This window comes from Pseudomonas sp. Z2-11 (assembly GCF_054161305.1).
This window is the reverse complement of record NZ_CP096395.1, coordinates 2,890,284-2,913,566: the sequence shown is the minus strand read 5'-3', so window position 1 is coordinate 2,913,566 and position 23,283 is coordinate 2,890,284. Positions and strand designations below refer to the sequence as shown.

The 23,283-nt window shown below is 62.9% G+C and carries 22 protein-coding genes; 13 read left to right on the top strand and 9 right to left on the bottom strand.

Going from position 1 to position 23,283, the window contains the following annotated elements:
* Positions 1–7 precede the first annotated feature (7 nt).
* On the bottom strand, positions 8–1,393 hold the full coding sequence (locus M1E16_RS12960) for an iron-containing redox enzyme family protein (RefSeq protein WP_458130161.1): 1,386 nt from the start codon (positions 1,391–1,393) through the stop codon (positions 8–10).
* 319 nt (positions 1,394–1,712) lie between these two features.
* On the opposite strand from M1E16_RS12960, the gene M1E16_RS12955 reads away from it, so the two are divergent.
* The gene (locus M1E16_RS12955) at positions 1,713–3,044 is read left to right on the top strand and encodes a cation:proton antiporter (protein ID WP_458130160.1); all 1,332 of its coding nucleotides are present in this window, start codon (positions 1,713–1,715) and stop codon (positions 3,042–3,044) included.
* A gap of 3 nt (positions 3,045–3,047) precedes the next feature.
* Here the strand turns inward: M1E16_RS12955 and M1E16_RS12950 are convergent, their stop codons facing one another.
* A complete protein-coding gene (locus M1E16_RS12950) occupies positions 3,048–3,584 on the bottom strand; it encodes a hypothetical protein (protein WP_434604881.1) in 537 nt (178 codons plus the stop codon).
* Between the two features lie 506 nt (positions 3,585–4,090).
* Positions 4,091–5,350 carry an IS256 family transposase gene (locus tag M1E16_RS12945; protein ID WP_434577927.1) on the bottom strand — a complete coding sequence of 420 codons (1,260 nt, stop codon included), beginning with the start codon at positions 5,348–5,350 and terminating at the stop codon, positions 4,091–4,093.
* Between the two features lie 188 nt (positions 5,351–5,538).
* On the opposite strand from M1E16_RS12945, the gene M1E16_RS12940 reads away from it, so the two are divergent.
* From M1E16_RS12940 to M1E16_RS12890, 11 genes are all read left to right on the top strand, one after another.
* Positions 5,539–6,288 (top strand): AraC family transcriptional regulator, encoded by a 750-nt coding sequence (locus M1E16_RS12940; RefSeq protein WP_434697794.1) that lies wholly within the window; start codon positions 5,539–5,541, stop codon positions 6,286–6,288.
* Between the two features lie 232 nt (positions 6,289–6,520).
* Entirely contained in the window at positions 6,521–7,339 is an 819-nt protein-coding gene (locus M1E16_RS12935; protein ID WP_458130159.1) for an ABC transporter substrate-binding protein, read from the top strand.
* A 10-nt stretch (positions 7,340–7,349) separates the two neighbouring features.
* Positions 7,350–9,128, top strand: a complete 1,779-nt coding sequence (gene lhpI, locus M1E16_RS12930) for a cis-3-hydroxy-L-proline dehydratase (RefSeq protein ID WP_458130158.1) — start codon at positions 7,350–7,352, stop codon at positions 9,126–9,128.
* Positions 9,121–9,786 carry an amino acid ABC transporter permease gene (locus M1E16_RS12925; protein ID WP_434568542.1) on the top strand — a complete coding sequence of 222 codons (666 nt, stop codon included), beginning with the start codon at positions 9,121–9,123 and terminating at the stop codon, positions 9,784–9,786. The genes lhpI and M1E16_RS12925 overlap by 8 nt, the downstream gene beginning before the upstream one ends.
* Before the next feature lie 9 nt (positions 9,787–9,795).
* The gene (locus tag M1E16_RS12920; protein ID WP_434568543.1) at positions 9,796–10,446 is read left to right on the top strand and encodes an amino acid ABC transporter permease; all 651 of its coding nucleotides are present in this window, start codon (positions 9,796–9,798) and stop codon (positions 10,444–10,446) included.
* Positions 10,439–11,161 carry an amino acid ABC transporter ATP-binding protein gene (locus M1E16_RS12915; RefSeq protein ID WP_305494738.1) on the top strand — a complete coding sequence of 241 codons (723 nt, stop codon included), beginning with the start codon at positions 10,439–10,441 and terminating at the stop codon, positions 11,159–11,161. Before M1E16_RS12920 ends, M1E16_RS12915 begins: the two co-directional genes overlap by 8 nt.
* Before the next feature lie 117 nt (positions 11,162–11,278).
* Entirely contained in the window at positions 11,279–12,307 is a 1,029-nt protein-coding gene (locus M1E16_RS12910) for a trans-3-hydroxy-L-proline dehydratase (protein WP_434651721.1), read from the top strand.
* A gap of 191 nt (positions 12,308–12,498) precedes the next feature.
* A complete protein-coding gene (locus M1E16_RS12905) occupies positions 12,499–13,416 on the top strand; it encodes a dihydrodipicolinate synthase family protein (protein WP_186632069.1) in 918 nt (305 codons plus the stop codon).
* A 214-nt stretch (positions 13,417–13,630) separates the two neighbouring features.
* A complete protein-coding gene (locus M1E16_RS12900; RefSeq protein ID WP_458130157.1) occupies positions 13,631–14,185 on the top strand; it encodes a DinB family protein in 555 nt (184 codons plus the stop codon).
* A gap of 15 nt (positions 14,186–14,200) precedes the next feature.
* Entirely contained in the window at positions 14,201–14,551 is a 351-nt protein-coding gene (locus M1E16_RS12895; protein WP_434568546.1) for a DUF6152 family protein, read from the top strand.
* On the top strand, positions 14,551–15,051 hold the full coding sequence (locus M1E16_RS12890) for a DUF6644 family protein (protein ID WP_458130156.1): 501 nt from the start codon (positions 14,551–14,553) through the stop codon (positions 15,049–15,051). Before M1E16_RS12895 ends, M1E16_RS12890 begins: the two co-directional genes overlap by 1 nt.
* 65 nt (positions 15,052–15,116) lie before the next feature.
* Here the strand turns inward: M1E16_RS12890 and M1E16_RS12885 are convergent, their stop codons facing one another.
* The 5 genes from M1E16_RS12885 to M1E16_RS12865 all read right to left on the bottom strand — a co-directional run bounded on the left by M1E16_RS12885 (position 15,117) and on the right by M1E16_RS12865 (position 20,478).
* On the bottom strand, positions 15,117–16,181 hold the full coding sequence (locus tag M1E16_RS12885) for a 2,3-butanediol dehydrogenase (protein WP_305501259.1): 1,065 nt from the start codon (positions 16,179–16,181) through the stop codon (positions 15,117–15,119).
* Positions 16,182–16,262: 81 nt separating this feature from the next.
* Positions 16,263–17,375 (bottom strand): acetoin dehydrogenase dihydrolipoyllysine-residue acetyltransferase subunit, encoded by a 1,113-nt coding sequence (locus M1E16_RS12880; RefSeq protein WP_458130155.1) that lies wholly within the window; start codon positions 17,373–17,375, stop codon positions 16,263–16,265.
* A complete protein-coding gene (locus M1E16_RS12875; RefSeq protein ID WP_305494746.1) occupies positions 17,375–18,391 on the bottom strand; it encodes an alpha-ketoacid dehydrogenase subunit beta in 1,017 nt (338 codons plus the stop codon). Before M1E16_RS12875 ends, M1E16_RS12880 begins: the two co-directional genes overlap by 1 nt.
* Positions 18,392–18,424: 33 nt before the next feature.
* Positions 18,425–19,402, bottom strand: coding sequence for a thiamine pyrophosphate-dependent dehydrogenase E1 component subunit alpha (locus tag M1E16_RS12870; RefSeq protein ID WP_434604870.1), 978 nt, complete (start codon positions 19,400–19,402; stop codon positions 18,425–18,427).
* A gap of 2 nt (positions 19,403–19,404) precedes the next feature.
* The gene (locus M1E16_RS12865) at positions 19,405–20,478 is read right to left on the bottom strand and encodes an ATP-NAD kinase family protein (protein ID WP_434604868.1); all 1,074 of its coding nucleotides are present in this window, start codon (positions 20,476–20,478) and stop codon (positions 19,405–19,407) included.
* Between the two features lie 344 nt (positions 20,479–20,822).
* Between M1E16_RS12865 and M1E16_RS12860 the strand changes: the two genes are divergently transcribed.
* Complete coding sequence (locus M1E16_RS12860) at positions 20,823–22,688, top strand: sigma-54-dependent Fis family transcriptional regulator (protein WP_458130154.1); 1,866 nt, start codon at positions 20,823–20,825, stop codon at positions 22,686–22,688.
* A gap of 4 nt (positions 22,689–22,692) precedes the next feature.
* On the opposite strand, the gene M1E16_RS12855 is transcribed toward M1E16_RS12860, so the two are convergent.
* A complete protein-coding gene (locus tag M1E16_RS12855) occupies positions 22,693–23,022 on the bottom strand; it encodes a hypothetical protein (RefSeq protein WP_458130153.1) in 330 nt (109 codons plus the stop codon).
* Positions 23,023–23,283 lie beyond the last annotated feature (261 nt).

Genomic DNA, 23,283 nt, shown 5'->3' with positions numbered 1-23,283 from the left:
AGGGCTCCTAACGAAGGGCGGATTTGAGTTCGATGAACCGGCGGGTCGCCAGCAGCCCGGCCGGATGGCTATGGGCGCGCGGCGAAAGCCAGGGCATGAGGATCTGCATCTGCGCATCGGGCGCCTTGCCCCGCAGTAATTGCTGCAGGTTCTGCACGTCCGGATCCTGCGGCGGTGCCTGGGTATCCTGCGCCGCACCAAGGCTGCGGCGGGCGCCGGAGCGACCGCGGTCCTCCAACCAGTCACCGGCGATCCAATCGTGCAACAGCTGCTTTTCGTAAGGGCTGAAGACCCCGAACATCGCCGCGCCAGCGCCTTCGATGAGCGTCCAGAAGCGGCTGTTCTGCGGGTCTTCGTGGCGCCGGATCCAGCCTTTGCCTTGCATGGCCTTGAGGAAACCTTCCAGCTGCCCCGGCTCCGCCAGCCATTGGTTGACGGTCTTGCCTTCGAATTTGCAGTAATCGGAATGCATGTGTTGGCCAAACGGGCGCTTGCGCTCGAGCATGTCGAGGACTTCGCGTTCCAGGTCAAACGACTCGATGACCGCCCGGCTGCCCTGCCCCAGGTCGTTGAGGCGATAGCCCAGGGTGACCCGACGCCAGAAGGATTCGCGATCCGCCTCCATCGGCATCAGTTGCAGCAGCGATTGCACAGCCTTGTGGGCATGGCCGGTGCTGGCGTTGTCGATGGTCACATGGAGAGTGAAGTAATACGGGTCAATGTCGAGTTCGCTCAGCTCATAGGCACTGATCAGCAAATGCAGTGGCAGTTGTTCGTAGCCAAGGTTGTAGCCGATGACCTCGGGCAGATACTCGTCGCCGGCATAACCCAAAGCCAGTTGCACCGCACCTTGCAGGTAGCGGTCATCGTGGATGTCGGGCATGTCCGACAGGCCATGTTCGGCCAGCAGCTTGCGGTAGAGCACCACATGGTTCTGGGCCGGCACACCATCGCCGAGCTCTTCCAGATAGGTACACAGCAGCCCTTCGAAACGGTGGTCATGCCAGTGCCTGAGCACGCCGTACAACCAGGCGCCATCCACCAGTTTGGTCGGCGCCACGGCCTGCAGGAAGTACAAAGCCTGGGCCTTGCTGTGGAAGAACTCCCGACGACCGCCACTCTTGCGTCGTTCCAGGTAGTCGGCGTACTGCCGGGCCACGCCGGCGCTGTGCTGTTCTACCCAGGCAAGCAGCGCCGCCGGATCGTCGGGCATCTCCTGGGGCAACGCCGCGGCCTGCTCCAGCAAAGGCTGGAGAAAGGCTTGGGCATCGGCTTGCTTGTCGCTGTCGTCGGGGCCCTGCAGCAGCCGCTCGTAGCATTGACGAACGTTGCCCGCAGTGGTGAATGGCTGCGCGGTGGCAGGCCTGGATTGGAGGGATGTCAGCGCAGTCATAAAGGCCTCTTGGGTTTCTCGACGGGACGCTCGATCAGCACGTCTCTTCCATTGCAGAGCCTCGCGCACGGGAAAAAATTCCCCTGGATCGAAAAGCGCCCGGATAAACGGGAGCTTGCCGATATGCCAGGGAACCCTCGCTTCGCTAACACCCTCGAACGCTAGGCAAGGCGGTTTTTCGTGGCGAGGGAGCTTGCTCCCGCTGGGCCGGGCTGGCGCTCCAGTGCGCAGCAGCCCCCAAAGAAAGGCCGCTGTGCGGCCGGCGGGAGCAAGCTCCCTCGCCACGAGGAAATGAGTGACCCCAACCCAAGGAGCAACGATGATTTTCACAGTGTGGGTAGCGGTGCTCGGTGCCGTGTTGCTGACCCTGGCCCTGACGTCGTCCTACCTGCGCTGGATGCCGGTCACCACCTCGGCCGTGTGCCTGGTGCTGGGCGTCGCCATTGGCCCGGCGGGGCTGGGACTGCTGCGGCTGGGGGTCGACGATTCGTCAGGCTGGATGGAGCACCTGACCGAAGTCGCCGTGGTGTTCTCGCTGTTCGTCAGCGGCCTCAAGCTGCGCCTGCCACTGAAGAACCGCAGCTGGCGCGTGGCCTACGGGCTGGCCGGTCCGGTGATGATCCTGACCATCGCCGGCCTGTGCCTGACCTTGCACTACCTGTTTGGCCTCGGATGGGGCGTGTCCATGCTGATCGGCGCGATGCTCGCACCCACCGACCCGGTGCTGGCGGCACTGGTGCAGGTCAATGATGCCCGCGACGATGATCGCGTGCGGTTCGGCTTGTCCGGGGAAGCCGGGCTGAACGACGGCACTGCATTTCCCTTTGTCATCCTTGGCTTGTTCATGCTGCAGGAAGACGGCAGCGGATTCCTCGGCGAGTGGGCCTTGCGCAACGTCTTGTGGGCTGTACCGGCGGGGCTGTTGATCGGTTACTGGCTGGGGCGTGGCATCGGCCGACTGACCTTGTCGATGCGCATCAAGAACGCCGACAGTACCCTGTCACCAAACGATTACCTGGCCCTGGCCCTGATCGCACTGGCCTACGTGGCGGCGGAGTCGGTGCAGGCTTATGGCTTTCTTTCGGTGTTCGCCGCCGGCCTGGGATTGCGCCAGGCGGAAGTCGAGTCCACCGATGAAAACGCGCCGCCGGCCGAGCATCTGGTGCAACCGCTGGTGGGCCATGAAGCGGTAGAACCGGAGCAGGCCGTGCACGGCGACACCCAGGCCCTGGACGACGGCCAGGTGGCGGCCGGGGTGATGATGAGCGACATGCTGGCGTTCGGCAGCCTGGTGGAGCGCTCCATGGAAGTGTTTCTGGTCACACTGCTCGGCGTGGTCCTTGCCCATCACTGGGATTGGCGGGCCCTGGCCATCGGCGCCTTGCTGTTCGCGGTGATCCGACCGTTGAGCGTGTTGGCGATGCCTTGGGGGAGATTGCTGGATGGGCCGCAACGGTTATTGATCGGCTGGTTCGGCATACGCGGCATCGGCAGCCTGTTTTACCTGTTCTACGCCTTGAACCATCACCTGCAACCCGAAGTGGCGCAGCTTTCCATCGACCTCACTCTGTCGGTAGTGGCGCTGAGTATCCTGGTGCACGGCGTGAGCACCCAACCCGCACTGGCGTGGTATGAGCGCCGAAAAAAGTGACGGTCAGCCACCCGGGTCGGTCACTTGGATGAACACCGAATACACCCCCAGCAACACCCAGAACGCCGCGAAGATCCACGGCGTGCGCACCGAAAACAGCAGCGACTTGCGATAGCCCTTGTGGGTCGATTCACGCTCGCTGAACAGCGGCGAATCATCGTAGGCCAGGCCCATCAACGGTTCACTGCGCAGCAACTCGCTCTGTTTGAAATGCCAGTGGTCAATGATCTCGTAGGCAGCCCGAATGCCCGGCCAGGCGTTGAGCGAACTCAGGAAACCGAGCAGCGCCAGGAATGGCGGCACGATCAGCGTGAAAAGCTTGCCCCACTCCGGATTCAGGTTGGCCATGCACGACGCAAAGGCAATCACCAGGAAAGACTGTGCGGCCAGATACGCGTCGGTTCGATTGGCGAGAATACTGGTTTCGTACTGGATTTCCCGCCGATAGAAATCCAGCCGCTCCTTGGGTGAGCCAAACAGCTTGGCATTGTGCTCGGTCAGATCTTCTTCGGGCGTAGGGTAAGTCAGGATTCTGGGCATTGCGCGGATAGTGCCTCGGCTTGAATGGGGGTGCATCTAGAAATGATCGTCGTGGCTGAGTTCAAAGCAATCGACCGGAGGCGCTTGTATCCAAGCGCCCGACGAACGACCCGGTTCCTGCCCCGCTCTTGCTCTTGCTCTTGCTCTTGCTCTTGCTCTTGCTCTTGCCCTTGCCCTTGCCCTGCTTTTGACTTTGATCTCAGCGCCCCATTAACCACGCTGGCCGAACGCAGGCATTGCGCAGTGGGCAAACCGGCATGGATGCCGGGTTAGCCGCGCTGGGCCATGGATGGCCCTTCGCGGCGGCCCACGGAGCAATGCCGGAGTGAGGGCATGCCGAGCCTAGGCGAGGCACCGAGTGGTGGGGCAAAGCGTTTTTGGTTACTTTTGGCGCTTTACCAAAAGTGACCCGCTGTAAGAGCGGAACCATAAGCCGCCGTGACCACGGGAGTGTCAGATTTTTTGTGTGCGGGCCGGTAACGGCCTGCCGTTAGGCAGACCTTCATTTACCACGTCGGCCTGATGAACCGATCCCCGTACAGGATCGCGAACTGATTCATGGCGCTTTTCCAGTCATGGGCTGCACTGCCCCAGTTTGCGGTTATATTGCGCAAGCCCAGCCAGATTAACTTGGTGGCAGCTTCATCGGTTGGGAAGTGCCCCCTCGTTTTAATGATCTTGCGCAGTTGAGCGTTGATGCTCTCGATTGCATTGGTCGTGTAAATCACTTTCCGGATGGCGGGCGGAAAGACAAAAAACGGGATGACTCGATCCCAGGCGCGTCGCCAGGCAGCTACGATGGTTGGGTACTGTTTGCCCCAGGGGCCATTTTCGAACGAGTCCAAAGCCGCTTCGGCGGCCTCGGCGTTGATCGCTTGATAGATCGGCTTAAGCGCTTTGGCCAGTTCCCGACGTTTGTCCCAGGCTGCATAGTCGAGGCTGTTGCGGATCAGATGTACGATGCAGGTTTGCAAAGTCGTCTCAGGAAACACCGCGCTCAGGGCTTCTGGCATGCCTTTGAGACCATCGGTCACGGCAATCAGCACATCTTCGACTCCGCGTGTCTTGAGGTCATTGAAGACCTTCATCCAGAACTTGGCGCCTTCCGTTGTCTCGATCCAGATGCCCAAGATATCGCGGGTTCCGTCCGGTAATACGCCCAAGGCCAAGTAGATGGCCTTATTGCGGACCAGTCCTTCTTCCCTGATTTTGACCCGCAACGCGTCGAAGAAGATGACCGGATACATCTGCTCAAGCGGTCGTTGCTGCCAGGCGCCGATCTCCTCCATCACCGCGTCGGTGACCGAACTGATGAAGTCGTGCGAGACATCTGTCCCGTACTGTTCCAAGAGAAACGCGCGAATCTCGCGAACCGTCATGCCCCGAGCGTACATGGCGATGATCTTGTCATCGAACCCGGTAAAGCGCCGCTCATGCTTGGGAATCAGGATCGGCGCAAAGCTGCCATCGCGATCACGGGGAATCTCCAGACGAAGCGGACCGTCGTCTGTCAGAACGGTCTTGCCGCTTTTACCGTTGCGCTGGTTACTCGACTCCTCGGGACGCTCCGCGCCCTGAGGATAGCCAAGATGGTGGCCCAGCTCTGCGCCCAGGGCTCGCTCGATAAGCGCCTTCTTGAAGGCCATCGACGCATCCTGAATCGCCTCGGCAGTCATTGGGCCTTTGACGAACTGATCAATCAGCTCCTTCGGGATCGAAGGGAGCTCGGCTTTGGCCTCCAAGGCCGTCTTCTTTTTGGTTGGCATACATGCACCTCTTCAGCATGTTATGCCCGAACACAAAATTTCTGACAGTCCCGTGACCACAGCAACGGATATACACACCAAACGGATATACACACCAATAGACAGCCCGAGACAGATAAGACGGAGCACGTGACAAGCACCTCACTTCCATCCGACACTCCCTCCCTCACAAAAAAACGACACCGCCCATGTACCCCTCACTCGCCTCCCTGCCCCCCTGCGACCTCGACACCCTGCTCCAGAGCCTGCAACCCATCGCGCCGCTGCTAGACACCCTCACCGACACAGTGTTCTTCATCAAGGACAACCTGGCCCGCTATGCCTTCGTCAACCAGACCCTGGCCCGACGCTGCGGCTTCAAAGAGCGCAACGACCTGCTCGGCCTCACCGCAGAACAGGTATTCCCGGAACGCTTCGGCCCGCTGTACACAGAACAGGACCGCCGAGTGCTCGCCAGCGGAAGAGAACTGGCCGACCAACTCGAACTGCACCTGTATTACGGCAACCAGCCAGTGTGGTGCCTGACCCACAAACTGGCCCTGCACGACCTCACTGGCCGGATCGTCGGCCTGGCCGGAATCTCCCGTGACCTGCAACTGCCACAATCGAGCCACCCGGCGTTCCAGAAGCTGGCGGCAGTGGATGCACACATCAAGCGCCACTTCGCCCGTACCATCAGCCTGGCCGAGCTGACCGCCATCGCCGGGTTGTCGGTGGCGCAACTGGAGCGACACTGCAAGCGCATCTTCCAGCTCACGCCCCGGCAGATGATTCACAAGGCGCGCCTGGAAGAAGCCTCGCGCTTGCTGCTGGAGCAGGACTTGCCCATCACCGAGATCGCCCTGCGCTGCGGCTACACCGATCACAGCGCGTTCAGTCGCCAGTTCCGCGCCCTGACCAGCCTGTCTCCCAGCCAATATCGGGAAAACCAGCGCTGATTGCTGTTCCTTTATCGGGCGTCCGCGAGTACCACTGCTCCCATCTGTAACACCGCCCCTGACGCGCCTGCTCGCCAACGTCAGCAAGCAGCATCGGCAACCCTCGGTATATCAAGCGCTTACCAACGCATTATCGAAAAAACAAAAACAGGCACGTCGATTGCTTATTTAATATCGTATACGAAATCCTCAATACGATATTTCCCAGCACTTATTCGACAGCGAGGCATTTATGAAAAACCCTGCATTGGCCCTAGCCCTCGGCGTGGCCCTGTTTCCCCTGCTCATCCTTCCCGCCCATGCCGACAAACTCGACGACATCATCGGCTCGGGGAAACTGCGTTGCGCCGTGACACTGGACTTCCCACCGATGGGCTTTCGCGATGAAAGCAACAAACCGGCAGGATTCGACGTGGACTATTGCCACGATCTGGCGAAGGTTCTCGGCGTCGACGCGGAGGTTGTGGAAACGCCATTCTCCGACCGAATCCCCGCGCTGCTCTCGGGCCGCGCCGATGTCATCGTCGCCTCCACTTCCGACACCCTGGAGCGAGCCAAGACCGTCGGCCTGACCGTGCCCTACTTCGCTTTCCAGATGGTCGTGCTGACCCGCGACGACACGGGCATCAACGGCTACGCCGACCTCAAGGGCAAGAAGCTCGGCAACACCAGCAGCACCTATGAAGCCATCGCCCTGGAGAAAGACCAGAAGAGCTGGGGCAGCGGCAGTTTCCGTGCCTATCAATCGCAGAACGACACGCTGCTGGCCGTCGCCCAGGGCCACATCGATGCCACCGTGGTGACCAACACCGTCGCTGCCGCGACCATAAAATCGGGAAAGTACAAGGGTCTGAAGATCGCCGGAGACGCGCCTTACGTCATCGACTACGTATCCCTCGGCGCCAAACGCAACGAATACGGCCTGCTCAATTACCTCAACCTGTTCGTCAACCAGCAGGTGCGGACCGGCCGCTACAAGGAGCTCTTCGTGAAGTGGGTCGGCACCGAAATCCCGCCGGCCAACCTGACCGTGCCGCAGGTTTATTACTGAGGATCGCGGCATGCCGAGCACGCCTATCCGCCTGCAGGGCCGCAGCCTGGTCGAGGGTGCCGTCGAGGGCAGCCTGTTGTTCGCCGATGTCGGCCTGAGCTTTTGGGGCGGGGTTGATCCGGCCACGGGCGAAGTCATCGACCGACACCACCCGCTCAGTGGCGAGCGCCTGGCCGGGCGCGTGCTGGCGATTCCCAGCGGGCGTGGCTCTTGCACCGGCAGCAGCGTGTTGATGGAACTCATCAGCAACGGTAATGCACCGGCGGCACTGGTGCTGGCCGAAGCCGATGAAATCCTGACCCTGGGGGTGCTTGTCGCCGAGGTGGTTTTCCAGCGCTCGCTACCGGTGCTGTGCATCGGCAGCGAGGCATTCAGCACTTTGCGCGGCCAGGGCTTCGGGCGTGTCGAGGGCAACCGCCTGACCTTGTCCGGGCGTCGGCCCAACGACCAATGGCGTGGGGAAAATACTTGCGCGCAGCCGTTCCGGCCCTCCACTGTCCGCTTGAACGAACGGGACCAGGCGCTGCTTGACGGGGTCCATGGCAAGGCTGCCCAGGTGGCGATGCAAATCGTCTTGCGCATGGCCGACATCCAGGGCGCCGGACAATTGCTGGACATCACCCAAGCCCACATCGACGGCTGCATTTATACCGGCCCGGCCAGCCTGCGTTTTGCCGAACAACTGGTGCAGTGGGGCGCGAAGGTTTGCGTGCCCACCACCCTCAATTCGATTTCCGTGGACCAGCGCCGCTGGCGTGAGCTCGGCGTCGATCCGGCCCTGGGCGAGCCGGCCAGTGCCTTGGGCGACGCCTACATGGCGATGGGCGCGCAATTGAGTTTCACCTGTGCACCCTACCTGCTCGACACCGCGCCGACGGCGGGTGAACAGATCGTCTGGGCCGAGTCCAACGCGGTGGTCTATGCCAACAGCGTGCTTGGTGCGCGGACGCAGAAGTACCCGGACTTCCTCGATATCTGCATTGCCTTGTGTGGCCGAGCGCCGCTGGCCGGTTGTCATCTCGATGACCAGCGCAAGGCCGGCCTGATCGTCGAGGTGCCGAGGATCGAATCAGCGGATGACAGCTTCTACCCGCTGCTCGGCTATCACATTGGCAGCCTCACGGGGCGGCGTATCCCGCTGATCCGAGGCCTGGAAGACGCCGCGCCGACCCTGGACGACCTGAAAGCCTTCGGCGCCGCGTTCGCCACCACCAGCGCGGCGCCGTTGTTCCACATCGCCGGGGTGACGCCGGAGGCCATGGACCCGGCCCAGGTCCTGGATCACGACGCCGTGTTATCAGTGAAAACCGTGGACGTGACCGGATTGCTCGCCAGTTGGCGCGAACTCAACAGCGCCCGGCACAGCCATGTGGATGTGGTTTCCCTGGGTAACCCGCACTTCTCCCTGAGCGAATTCGCCACCCTGGCGAACCTTTGTGCGGGACGAACCAGGCACCCCGATGTGGTAGTGGCGATCACCTGCGGTCGCGCCGTGCTGGAGCAGGCTCGCCAGGCCGGTTACCTGGAGCCCATCGAGGCTTTCGGCGCGACGCTGGTCACCGACACCTGCTGGTGCATGCTGGGTGAACCGGTGATCCCTCCGGCCGCCACGACCCTGATGACCAATTCCGGCAAATACGCTCACTACGCACCCGGCCTGGTGGGGCGCAGCGTGCACTTCGCCAGCCTCGGGGACTGCGTCGAGGCCGCCTGTACCGCCACGGCCAGCGGCCAGCCGCCGCAGTGGTTGCAACCTATCGCACGCAAGGGAAACCCGAGCCATGTTTGACTACAGCTTCCAATGGCGCCCGGCCCTGCGCGCGCTGCCCGATATGCTCGCCGGCGCCTGGGTGACCTTCGAAACGGCCGCCCTGTCGATGATTTTCGGCGTACTGATCGCCCTGCTCCTGACGGTAATGCGCCAGGCCCGTCATCCGTTGTTGCGCGGCGTTGGCAACGGTTGGGTATCGATCGCCCGCAACACGCCGTCGTTGTTCCAGATCTACATCCTCTATTTCGGTCTCGGCTCTCTCGGCCTGCACGTCAGCTCATGGTTCGCCTTGCTGGCCGGCATCACCTTCAACAACGCCGGCTATCTGGCCGAGAACTTTCGCGGCGGACTCAAGGCGGTGCCGGGCACGCAGATGCGCGCCGCCCGTTCCCTGGGCATGAGCGCGTTCCAGGCCTACCGGATGATCATCGTCCCGCAATTGCTGCGCATCGTCTTCTACCCCCTGACCAACCAGATGGTCTGGGCGGTGCTGATGACATCCCTGGGCGTGGTGGTCGGCTTGAACAACGACCTCACCGGCGTGACCCAGGAATACAACGTCAAGACCTTCCGCACCTTCGAATACTTCGCCCTCGCGGCGCTGCTGTACTACCTGATCGCCAAGCTGATCGTCGGGCTGGCCCGGCTGTTGTCCTGGCGGCTGTTTCGTTATTGAGGGCTGGTCATGTTTTCTACAAGCCTTACCGTTAATGACGTGCTGTACCTGCTTGAGGGGGCCTGGGTCACGGTGCAATTGACCGCGTGGTCGATCCTGCTGGGCACCGTCGCCGGGTTGCTGTTCGGCTTGCTACGGGCGTTGCTGCCCCGCGCCAGCCTGCCGTTGGCCTGGGTATTGGACGTGTTTCGCAGTGTGCCGTTGCTGATCCAGTTCGTGCTGTTCAACTCCCTCAAGAGCATCGTCGGCCTGGACCTCAGTGCCTTCGCCGTCGGTTGCATCGTGCTCGGCGTCTATGCCGCCGCTTATTTCACCGAGATCGTCCGCGGTGGCGTGCTGGCGGTGCCGCTGAGCACCCGGCGGGCCAGTCGTTCCCTGGGCCTGAGCTACGTGCAGGACTTGCGCTTCATCGTCCTGCCGATCGCCACGCGGGTGGCCTTCCCCGGCTGGTTGAACCTGGTGCTGGGGGTGATGAAAGACACCGCCCTGGTGATGTGGATCGGCATCGTCGAATTGCTCCGCGCCTCGCAAACCATTGTCACGCGGATTCAAGAACCCCTGCTGGTGCTGTGCATCGCGGGCCTCATCTACTACGTCATGAGCCTGGTGGTCGCCCGCCTCGGCGCGCGCCTGGAAAGAAGGTGGCAGGAAAATGATTGAGATCGAAAACGTGCACAAATCATTCGGCAACCTGGAGGTGGTCAAGGGTGTCAGCCTGACGGTGGACAAGGGCGAAGTCGTCTCGATCATCGGCGGCTCCGGCTCCGGCAAATCGACCCTGCTGATGTGCATCAATGGCCTGGAGCCGATCCAGAAAGGCAGCATCCGCGTGGACGGCGTGGAGGTCCACGACAGCGCCACCGACCTCAATCGCTTGCGACAGAAGATCGGCATTGTCTTCCAGCAATGGAACGCCTTTCCCCACCTCACCGTGCTGGAAAACGTCATGCTCGCGCCGCGCAAGGTACTGGGCAAGAGCAAACAGGACGCCGAGGCGCTGGCGGTGCGCCAGCTTGAGCACGTCGGCCTGGGCGACAAGCTCAAGGCCTTCCCCGGCAAGCTGTCCGGCGGCCAGCAGCAACGCATGGCCATCGCCCGGGCGCTGGCGATGTCACCCGACTACATGCTGTTCGACGAAGCCACCTCGGCGCTGGACCCGCAACTGGTGGGTGAGGTGCTGGACACCATGCGCATGCTCGCCGAGGACGGCATGACCATGGTGCTGGTGACGCACGAGATCCGCTTCGCCCGCGACGTCTCCGACCGGGTGGCGTTCTTTTGCAATGGTCGAGTTCATGAGATCGGGCCGCCGGACCAAGTGATCGGCAATCCGCAGCAGCCGGAGACGGCGGCGTTTCTGAAATCGGTGAAATAGCGAATGGCCCTTTCGCGAGCAGGCTCGCTCCCACACGGACTCGTGTACACCATTGAACCCCGTGGGAGCGAGCCTGCTCGCGAAGAGGCCCGACCAGACAACACAAGGATCTGATCCATGCGCTCATCAAAAATCATCCATGTAGTCAGCTGCCACGCCGAAGGCGAAGTCGGCGATGTGATCGTCGGCGGCGTCGCGCCGCCACCCGGCGCCACCGTGTGGGAACAGTCACGCTGGATCGCCCAGGACCAGACCCTGCGCAACTTCGTCCTCAACGAACCCCGGGGCGGTGTGTTTCGCCACGTCAATCTGCTGGTGCCGGCCAAGGACCCGCGGGCGCAAATGGCCTGGATCATCATGGAGCCGGCCGACACGCCGCCGATGTCCGGCTCCAACTCGCTGTGCGTCGCCACCGTGCTGCTGGACAGCGGCATCCTGCCGATGAGCGAACCCCAGACGCGGTTGGTGCTGGAAGCCCCGGGTGGCCTGATCGAAGCCGTGGCCGACTGCCGCGACGGCAAGGTGCAGCGGGTCGAGATCAAGAACGTGCCCTCGTTCGCCGACCGCCTCGATGCCTGGATCGAAGTCGAAGGCCTGGGTTCGCTGCAAGTGGATACGGCCTACGGCGGCGACAGCTTCGTCATCGTCGACGCGCAGCGCCTGGGCTTCGCCATCCGGCCTGACGAGGCGGCCGAACTGGTGGCCGTGGGGCTGAAAATCACCCGCGCGGCGAACGAGCAATTGGGCTTCGTGCACCCGTTGAATTCCGACTGGTCGCACATTTCTTTCTGCCAGATCGCCGCGCCCCTCGTGACGGAAAACGGCATCGCCACCGGCGCCAACGCCGTCGTCATCCAGCCCGGCAAGATCGACCGCTCCCCCACTGGCACCGGCTGCTCGGCGCGCATGGCGGTGCTGCACGCCAAAGGCTTGATGCAAGTGGGCGAACGGTTTATCGGCCGCTCGATCATCGGCTCCGAATTTCACTGCCGGATCGATTCACTGACCGACGTGGCCGGACGCCCGGCGATCTACCCGTGCATTGCCGGACGGGCGTGGATTACCGGTACCCACCAGCTGTTGCTCGACCCAAGCGATCCGTGGCCGCAGGGCTATCGGCTTTCGGATACCTGGCCCGGGGCATGATTTCCAGCTTCATCCAAAACCCTTGTGGCGAGGGAGCTTGCTCCCGCTGGACTGCGAAGCAGTCCTGAAGGCTGATAACTCGGTGTGTCAGTCAGATCCTGGGGGCCGCTTCGCGACCCAGCGGGAGCAAGCTCCCTCGCCACAAAAGCAACCACATATATCCGTATACGAAATACCAAAAGGAGACACCCATGAGCAAACGCATCAACTGGAGCGGCGTATTCCCCGCTGTCACCACCCAATTCAACGACGACTTTTCCATCAACCTGGAAAAAACCCACCAGGTCATTTCCAACGTCATCCGCGATGGCGTTTCCGGCTTGGTGGTCTGCGGCTCCGTGGGGGAAAACACCTCCCTGAGCGCCGAGGAAAAAATCGCCGTGACCGAAGTGGCGGTGGACGCCTCCCGTGGCCGGGTGCCGGTGATCTGCGGCGTGGCCGAGTTCACCAGCGTGCAGGCCGCCAAGGTCGCCAACGCAGTGCGCAAGGTCGGTGTCGACGGGGTCATGCTGATGCCGGCGCTGGTCTACGGCTCCAAGCCGTTCGAGACCGCAGAACATTTCCGCTACGTGGCCCGGCATGCCGACGTGCCGCTGATGGTCTACAACAACCCGCCGATCTACAAGAACGATGTCACCCCGGACATCCTGATTTCCCTGGCCGACTGCGACAACGTGGTGTGTTTCAAGGATTCCTCCGGCGACACCCGCCGCTTCATCGATGTGCGCAACGAAGTCGGTGATCGCTTCGTGCTGTTCGCCGGTCTCGATGACGTGGTCCTGGAAAGCCTCGCCGTCGGCGCCGAGGGCTGGGTCTCGGGCATGTCCAACGTGTTCCCGAAAGAAGGCGAAACCATCTTCCGCCTGGCCCGCGCCGGACGGTTCGCCGAAGCCATGCCGATCTACGAATGGCTGATGCCGATCCTGCACCTGGACGCCCGCGCCGACCTGGTCCAATGCATCAAGCTGTGCGAAGCCATCGCCGGTCGCGGCAGCGCCCTCACCCGCCCACCGCGCCTGGCCTTGCCGGAAGAAGACCGCGTGTACGTGGAGCAGATCATGGCCAAGGCCCTGGCCAATCGGCCGGCGTTGCCGGATGTGGGACTGTAAAGCCGCAGCCGACGAAAACCCTGTGGGAGCGAGCCTGCTCGCGAAAGCGGTCTGCCTGATTCGAAGGTGCTGGATGTGCCGCCGTCTTCGCGAGCAGGCTCGCTCCCACAAAGGTTGCACTCTGTTCGTAGGGCCAACCGACCAGCAACACGTCGCCAACGCCAGTCTTTGCTACGCTTTCGCCCGGCGCAACGACTCGAACGGGAGGCGTTTCATGAACTATTTCCTGGCCCAGGCCCTGAACAACCAATGGGCCAACCACCGGCTGCTGGGCGCCTGCGCGCAACTGAACACGGCCGAATACGAAGCCTACCGCACCAGTTTTTTCCCCTCCATCCAAGCCACGCTGTGCCACATCCTTGAGGTTGACCGTTATTACCTGACTGCCCTGGAAGGCGATGTTGACGGCCAGGAACGGGATTTCTTCCAGACCCTGGCTTTCGCTGAGCTCAAGGAAAACCAGGGCAAGACCGACCAGCGGCTGGTGGCTTTCTGCGAAACCCTGCGGGAAACAGACCTGGCCCGCTCTATCGATCTGGTGCGCGCCGACGGCAGGGTCTGCGAGCGGATCGACCGGTTGCTGTTGCACCTGTTCGAGCACCAGATCCATCACCGCGGCCAAGTCCATACCATGCTCAGCGCCACCCACGTCGAGCCGCCGCAACTCGATGAATTCTTTCTCGACTGCGACCGACGGTTCCGCGAGGTCGAGGAACAGCTGCTTCAATTCGACGGGCAGCGGGTCTGGAGCGAATATCATCCCAATTGAACCGGAGAGCTTGTCATGAACCTCACCCTTCGCTGCATTGGTTTATCGTCGCTGCTGGTCGCCACGGCGGCGTTTGCCCACCATGGCTGGAGCGAATACGACGCCAGCAACCCCTTGACGCTGGAAGGCACGATAAAGCAATCCGGGTATTCCCATCCCCACGGCACCGTGCGCCTGCAAACCACCGACAAGACCTGGACCGTAGTGCTGGCGCCGCCCTCACGCATGGAAAGCCGCGGGCTGACCAAGGACATGCTCAAGGCGGGTAACTCAGCCACCGTGGTTGGCTATGCCAACCGCAACAAACCCGATGAACTGCGCGCCGAGCGCATCACCATTGATGACAAGACCACCGAGTTGCGCTGATGCAGGCCACGGGTCCGGCCGCGCAAGGCTGGATGGACCGGCTGGCCGACTCGTCGCTGGCATTGGCCATGCGCGACGAGCTATGGCTGTACCCGCTGGTGGAGGTGCTGCACATCATCGGCTTTTCAGTGCTGGTGGGCGCGGTGGTGATGTTCGACTTGCGCGTCCTCGGCCTGTCCAAGGCCATCGCCGTGACCGCCCTCGCCCGGCACCTGCTGACTTGGGCCGTTGCGGCCCTGCTGCTGATCGTACCGGCCGGGCTGATGATGTTCAGCGCGCACCCGCAGGATTTCGCCGGCAATAACGTCTTTATCCTCAAGCTCAGCCTGATTGCGGCGGCGGGCATCAACGCCCTGCTGTTTCATGCTGGAACCTACCGTTCGGTCGAACACTGGAATACCGGCCAGAAGGCTCCCGGGCTGGCGCGTGTCCAGGCACTGGTATCGATCGCGCTATGGATCACGGTCATTCTCTGCGGTCGATTGCTGGCCTACACCTGAGCTACACCTAAAAAAAAAGACGATGGCCGCTGCCGGCCATCGCCAATCGCCCACCTCAGGCGCCCTCAGATCCGTGCCGGAGACACGATGATCTTGACGTTGTGCTCCTTGTTATTGACCAATTCCTCGAAACCCTGCCCGACGATCTGCTCCAGCTGGATGCGCCCGGTTACCAGCGGTGAAATATCCAGGCGTCCATCGGCGATGAAGGCGATCACGTCGGCGAACTCGCCGTTATAGGCCAGCGCGCCGAGCACCTGCTTCTCGGTGGACACCAGCTCGAAGAAGTTGAACTCGCTCGGTTCTTCGAATATGCCCACCAACACGCATTTGCCGGCCTTGCGGATCAGGTCGATGGCGAACTTGGCGGTGTGCTTGTTGCCGATGCATTCGAAACTGACGTCAGCCCCCAGGCCGCCGGTCAGGCGGCGTACTTCGGCCAGGGCATCGCACTGGTTGGGATCGATGACGTGGCTGGCGCCGACTTCCAGGGCCTTGGCCTTGCGCGCGCCGGACATTTCCAGGGCAATCACCTGGGCCGCGCCGGCGGCCTTGGCGCACATGATGGTGCACAGGCCGATGGTGCCGGCGCCGACCACCACCACGTTCTGACCCAGCAGGCTGCCGGCCTTCTTCACCGCGTGCATGCCCACCGCCAGCGGCTCGATCAGCGCGCCGGCCTCGGCGGGGAAGTCCGCCGGTAGCTTGTAGAGCAGGTTGGCCGGGACGTTGACCAATTCAGCGAACGCGCCGTTGTTCATCAATCCGGTGAACGCCAGGTTCTCGCAGATGTTGTACAGCCCGTGAGTGCAGTAATAACAGGTGCCGCAATGCTGGCAGGCATCGGCCGCCACCGGCTCGCCGACGCTGAAGCCTTCGACGCCGGCACCCAATTCGACGATTTCGCCACAGAATTCATGACCGAGGATGCACTGGCCCTTGATGCCGGTCAGCGGGTGCGGCGCGTCCACCGGGATGAACACTGGCCCAGCCACGTATTCATGCAGGTCCGAGCCGCAGATGCCGCACCATTGCACGCGGATCTGCACCCAACCGGCAGGCGGTGGAACAGGCAGCGGCACGTCTTCGACGCGGATGTCGTTGCGGCCATGCCAGACGGCGGCGCGCATGCTGCGGGTCGGCTTGATTGAAACGTTCATAGCTTTGTCTCCTATTCTGGCGGGGCGGCGAATCAGTCGCCGCCCGCTCGATCAGTGCTGCTGAATGAAATCCAGGATCAATCGATTGACCTGCTCGGCTGCTTCCATCTGCACCATATGCCCCTGGCCTGGCAGCACCTCGACCCGCGCCGCCAAGCCGTCGGCATGAGCCGCCGGGATGATCGCGTCGTCACTGCCCCAGATCACCAGGGTTGGCACGTGGCCGGCCTGGACCACTTCGCGCAGGTCCACCTGTTGGCGGCCGTCCTTGAAAACACTCCCGGCCAGTTGGCGCAGGGCCGCGTCCACGCCTTCGAGGCGCTTGTACTTGAGCATGTCGTCGAGCATCTGGCGGTTGACCAGCTCGGCATTCGAGAACAGTTGCACGAGCTGCGGCTTGAGGGCATTGCGGTTGGCCGCGTCGACGAAGCCCTGCAGGTAGCTGCCATTGATCTCCGCGCCCAGGCCGGCGCTGCCGATCAGGGTCAGCGAGCGCAAGCGTTGCGGCATCAGTCGTGCGACGTTCAACGCCACCGCCCCGCCCATCGAATGCCCCACCAGGTGAGCCGCGTTGATATCCAGGTGATCGAGCAAGGCCAGCACCACGCCACTCAATTCATCAAGATCGCCGCGTTGCAGGGTTTTCGCCGATTCACCATGGCCCGGCAGGTCCAGGGCAATGACTCGCCGTCCGGCGGCCAAGGCTTCATGGTTGAACAGCCAGTTGTTCAGGTCGCCGCCAAAACCATGTATCAGCACCAGGGGCGTAGCGCCTTCACCGCGCTCGAAGTAACGGATCACCCGCCCGTCCAACTCGATTTTCTGCGGTTTCGGACCGCTGTCCTCATCGGCGGCGTCGCCCGGGACGAAATTGGATTGGAACTGCTCGATAACCGCATCGATCTCGGCGTCGCTGGCCTCGCCTTCGACGACGACACCGAGCAAGGCGCCGACCGGCAGGGTTTCGTCCTGACGGGCGACCTGCCGACGCAGGATGCCGGAAAACGGCGCCTCCACGCTGCTGGAGATCTTGTCGGTCTCGACGTCCATCACTTCATCGCCCTTGGTGATGGCCTGCCCCTCTTCCTTGAGCCAGGCATCGACCCGGCCCTCGGTCATCGACAGGCCCCACTTGGGCATGGTCAGGGTAAAAATCTGGCTCATCAGCGCTTGCTCCACTCGATCACGTTGAGCACGGCTTGTTCGATCTTCGCCGCGTCGGGGATGTACAGGTCTTCCAGGGAATCGGAGAACGGCACCGGGGTATGCGGCGCGGTGACCATTTCAATCGGCGCCTTGAGCGCACCGAAGGCTTTTTGCGCGACCAGCGCCGAGATATCGGTGGCCATCGAGCAGCGCGGGTTGGCCTCGTCGATCACCACCAGGCGGCCGGTCTTCTCGACACTTTCGAGGATGCTGTCCTCGTCCATCGGGCTGGTGGTGCGCAGGTCGATCACCTCGCAATCGATGCCGCGCCCGGCGAGGTTGCGCGCCGCGTCCAGCGCGGTGTTGACCAGCCGGCCATAGGACACCAGCGTGATGTCCTTGCCGTCGCGCAGGAAGTTGGCTTCGCCGAACGGCACGGTATAGAGCTCCTCCGGCACCTCGCCTTGCATGCTGTAGAGCAACTTGTGCTCGCAGAAGATCACCGGGTCGTTGTCGCGAATCGCCTGGATCAGCAGGCCCTTGGCGTCGTACGGTGATGACGGGCACACCACTTTCAGCCCGGGAATGTGCGTCCATAAGGACGTGAGCATCTGCGAGTGCTGGGCGGCGGCGCGCAGGCCCGCCCCGACCATGGTGCGGATTACCAGGGGCGTGGAGGCCTTGCCGCCGAACATGTAGCGAAATTTCGCCGCCTGGTTGAGGATCTGGTCCAGGCAGCACCCAGCGAAGTCGACGAACATCAGCTCGCACACCGGGCGCACACCGCAGGTGGCCGCGCCGACCGCCGCGCCGACGTAGCCGATCTCGGAGAGCGGCGTATCCAGCACGCGTCCGGGAAACTGGTCGTAAAGCCCCTTGGTGACGCCGAGCACGCCGCCCCAGGCGTCGTTTTCACCGGGTGCACCGGCGCCGCCAGCAACGTCCTCGCCCATGATGAACACGCTGGAGTCGCGGCGCATTTCCTGGGCCAGGGCTTCGTTGATTGCCTGCTGATAGCTGATTTTTCTCGCCATGATGGGATTCTCTGTTCTTGTTTTCAGGGGAATTCAGGGATAGCTGACGTAGACGTCGGTCAGCAGGTCGGCAGCCGCGGGCTTGGGATCGGACTTGGCCTTGTACACGGCGTTTTCGATCAACAGCTCGACTTCCTTGTCGACCTGGTCCAACTGCTCGACCGTGAGCAGGCCGGCCCGCGTGGTGCGCTCGCGGAACTGCATCAGGCAGTCCTGGTTCTCGCGAAAATGCTTGACCTCATCCGGCGCTCGATAGGTCTGGGCGTCGCCCTCGAAGTGGCCGTAGTAGCGGGTCAGCTTGACCTCGATCAGCGACGGCCCTTCCCCGGCCCGGGCGCGCTCGACGGCGGCACCGGCGGCTTCATGCACGGCGAAGAAGTCAAAGCCGTCGACCGTCACCCCGGGCATGCCGAAGCCGGCGGCGCGGTCGGCGATGTGATCGCAGGCCACCGACCAGTTCGACGCGGTGGCTTCGGCGTAGCCATTGTTTTCCGCGATGAACAGACACGGCAGGTTCCACACCGAGGCCATGTTCATGGCTTCGAAAACCGCGCCTTCGTTGGAGCCGCCGTCGCCGAAAAACACCACGGCGACGCTGTCGGTGCCCTTCAGCCGGGCCGCCAGGGCGGCGCCGACCACCAGCGGCGCACCGGCGCCGACGATGCCGTTGGCACCGAGCATGCCTTTCTCGAAATCGGCAATGTGCATCGAGCCGCCCTTGCCTTGGCAGACGCCGGTTTTCTTGCCGTAGATCTCGGCCATCATCCCGTAGACATCGACGCCCTTGGCAATGCAATGGCCATGGCCCCGGTGGTTGGAGGCGATGCAATCGTCATCGCCCAGATGGGCCATGACGCCAGCGGCCGAAGCCTCTTCGCCTGCGTAAAGGTGAACAAAACCGGGGATCTCGCCGGTGGCGAACTCCACGTGCAAGCGCTCTTCGAAGGCGCGGATGGTGCGCATCACTTGATAGGCGTGCAGCAATTGATCGTGGGTGAGCGGTGTCGACATTTTTATTCTCCAGGGGTGTCTTCTTGAAGGTTCAAGGGGTGTTGCGGGTGCTCGCGACCGATGGCCAACAAGCGTTGTTGCGCGGCGTAGCTGAGCACCGCGTTGACGTCGATGCTCAGCGGGCCGCCGGCATCGAGGGTTATGGTGGGTCGGTCATGGGCGTTGAATTCGATTTCCCGCTCGCCGTCCAGGGCCAGCGTGCCGCTGGACAGCGACAAGCCGTGGGCAACGCCTGGCTCCAAAGGGCCGGCGGCAAGCACGCCACAGCCCTGCAGCAGACCGGGGGCCAGTGGCACCAGCAGCGCTTCGGGCGATTGCGGATCCAGGCGCATCCAGGCGCCGCCCGGGGCCTGGCGGGACACCGGCAACCACAAGCCGCACAGCGCCGACAGGCCAATGGATTGCGGTTCGGCAAAGGTCACGAAGACTTCGGCCAGGTCCTGCGCCCGGCTGATGGCCCGGGCGCCGACAAAGCGCAGCGGCGACACGGCGACATCCACCAGCGCAACTTCCCGCAAGCCACGCCCGGCGTCGCAGACCAGCAGGCGTTTGTTGCGACGCAAGCCGATCAGGTCTGGAATCCGCCCGCTGGCGTACAACCCGCCGGCCAGCCCGGCACTGGTGGCCTCGCGCAGCTCCGGGAAGGCGTTGTTGGTGCCGGTGGAAAGGGTCAGTAATGGAATATCACCGACTTCGGCGGCCACTGCCTTGTGGGTACCGTCGCCGCCGAGCACCGCGATCAGCGCCACTTCGCGCTCGGCCATCAGGCGCGCGGCCCGGCGGGTGTCTTCGACGGTCTGGCGCAGGGTCAGGTCAAGAAACTCCAGGGCCGGCCAACGGCTGCTACGGGCCTGACGACTGTGGCTGTTCTTCAGCACGGCGGCGGCCATGCCGATCATGTCGGTCGGCATCAGCACCCGTTCGATGCCGGTGGCGCCGAACGCGGCCAGCAGGCGCTGGATCACCGAGACTTTGTCGGTACTGGAAAACAGCCCGGCGTTGGCGGTCAGGCGGCGTACGTCGCGGCCCGAGGCGGGGTTGGCGATGATGCCGACGGTGAGCGGACGGCGACTCATGTCGTCACCACGGGGTAGACAGGCAAATGACCTGGGCAGATAGACATAGGCACCTCTTTCTTATTCTTGGAAGCCCACCTGATGTGGGTCCAAGGCCTAGAGCAAGGCCGGTGCCAGTTACCCGTTGAGTGCTGGAAAGCCTCGATATAGAGCGCTTCAAACGTAAATTCGGGTGCGCTGGGGCGGTGTTTGGTGAGACGCCACATATCAGCCTGCACGGGACGACGGCGAGACGCTGAGACGTTGCGTCTCACCTCGACGCCTGTGCTGCGCCGGGCTTGCCGGCGCCCGGTGATCAGCGCTTAATGTGCGCACAACGACAAGAAGCTGAACCGGAGGCCCCAATGCTTTCCGCTCACTCCCGGGCGCATGTGGATTGCGTCAGCCGCGTGCTGAAGAACGCCGCGCAGTTGCCGCAACTGCCGGTGCCGGACCTGATCTTCGACTCCTGGCGCCGCTCCATGGAGCAACATCACCTGGACCCAGGTTCATTGCAGGGCCCGCGCATCCTTTCCCACGAAGTGCTCAAGCAATGTCGCGAGCGCTCGGAACTGTTCCTCAACATCGCCAGCGATGAAGTGGCGCGCCTGCATGGCCGGGTGCGCGATGCGGACTATTGCGTGCTGCTGACCGATGCCCAGGGCCAGACCATCGACTATCGGGTGGAAACCACCCTGCGCAACGACTGCCGCAAAGCCGGGTTGTACCTGGGCACCTGCTGGTCGGAGGGTGAAGAAGGCACTTGCGGCGTGGCGGCCGTGCTCACCGCCAGGACGGCGGTGACGGTACACAAGCGCGACCATTTTCGCGCCGCGTTCATCGGCCTGACCTGCTCCGCCGCGCCGGTCTTCGATCCGCAAGGAGAACTGCTCGGGGTACTGGACGTCTCGGCGGTGCGTTCGCCGGACGATCGACGTTCCCAGCATCTGATCCGGCAAATGGTGGTGCAAAGCGCACGGGAGATCGAACAGGCGTTTTTCATGAGCAGTGCCCAGGGCTACTGGGTCTTGCGCGCCCATCGCAACGCCGGCTACGTCGACAGCCAGCCGGATTTCCTGTTCGCCTGGGATGACGATGGTTGCCTGCAAGCGCTTAACCCGGCGGCGCGCCATTACTTGCTGGAGCGCTACGGCCAGATACCCCGGCATATCAGCCAGGTCTTCGCCCCGCAGCTGTTGCACCGCGCCCGTGACGAAAGCCTCTACCCGCTCGACCCATTCCTGCATGGCCGCCTGAGCGCGCCGCGACGCCGGGCGACCCCACGCAAGCGCGCCACGATGACCCCGACCGAGCTCGATCCACGCCTGGCCGACAGCCTGAGCCTGGCGGTGCGGGTCAAGGATCGCAACCTGCCGGTGCTGATCCAGGGCGAGACCGGATCCGGCAAAGAAGTCTTCGCCCGCCAGTTGCATCAGGCCAGCCAGCGTCGAGACCGACCTTTCGTGGCCCTGAACTGCGCGGCGATTCCGGAAAGCCTGATCGAAAGCGAATTGTTCGGTTATGTCGCCGGCGCCTTTACCGGCGCTTCGGCCAAAGGCATGCAGGGCCTGCTGCAACAAGCCGATGGCGGCACACTGTTTCTCGACGAAATCGGCGACATGCCCCTGACCCTGCAGACCCGCCTGTTGCGGGTACTGGCCGAAGGCGAAGTGGCGCCGCTGGGGGCCGCGCGGCGCAAGGCCGTGGACATCCAGGTGATCTGCGCTACCCACCGTGACCTGGAAACCCTGGTGGCAGCCGGCGAGTTTCGCGAGGATCTGTACTTCCGCCTCGGCGGTGCCCGGTTTCAATTGCCGCCGTTACGCGAGCGCACAGACCGGCTGGCGTTGATCAACCGCATCCTCGAGGAAGAATCGACCCTGTGCGGGGGCGCGGTGCAGCTGAGTGGCCCAGCGCTGGAATGCCTGCTCGGTTACCACTGGCCGGGCAATGTGCGCCAGTTGCGACATGTACTGCGTTATGCCTGTGCGGTCTGCGAAGGGAGCGTGGTCCAGCTCAGTGATTTGCCGGAGTCACTGCACGGCCGCGAAACCGCTGTTCGGGGGCCAGAACCCAGCGCCAGCCCGGAACGCCAGGCGCTGCTCGATGCCCTGGTGCGTCACCGCTGGAAACCCACCCCGGCGGCCCGGGCCCTGGGTATTTCCCGTGCGACGCTGTATCGCCGGGTGCATCAGCATGGCATCGAAATGCCCGGCAGAAGCCCCGGCTGAACCCTTATCGTCGGGCCAGTTCGTGACGCACGCATTGTTCGTAATAGGTCTGCTTGACGGCGGCAGGCTTGAGCCGCGATGCGCTGTTGTAGGTCTGCTCGGTAATGCCCAGGGCAGTCATGCGCATCCATGGCCGCGCAAACTTGCGCACCTGCAGCTTCTTGCGCGCCCCATACAGGCTGACACCGGACAGCTTCGACGCCTGGGCGCCCGCCGCGATGTCCGAACCCCAGCGACACACGGACTGCTGGTTCGAGGTAAGCGCCCTGGCCTGGGCTTCAAGCGAGACAGCGGTCAGCACCACAGCCGCCGCGATCCATATAGAAACGCGCATAGGTTTGTCGTCCAACATTCTGAAATGAAAGAAGTTTGACTTGGTGTGGATGAGCAAGGGGCCAGCATTTTCACTTTGCTCCCGGCCTTGGCGACGTAACCTAGAAATAACTATAGGATTATTTCTCAAGCCATTATTTTAGATACCTTCTACCGTGGCGAGGGGATTTATCCCCGCTGGGCTGCAAAGCAGCCCCAACACCTGGCAACTTGGTTTATCAGGTAGGTCAAAGGGGCCGCTTCGCGACCCAGCGGGGATAAA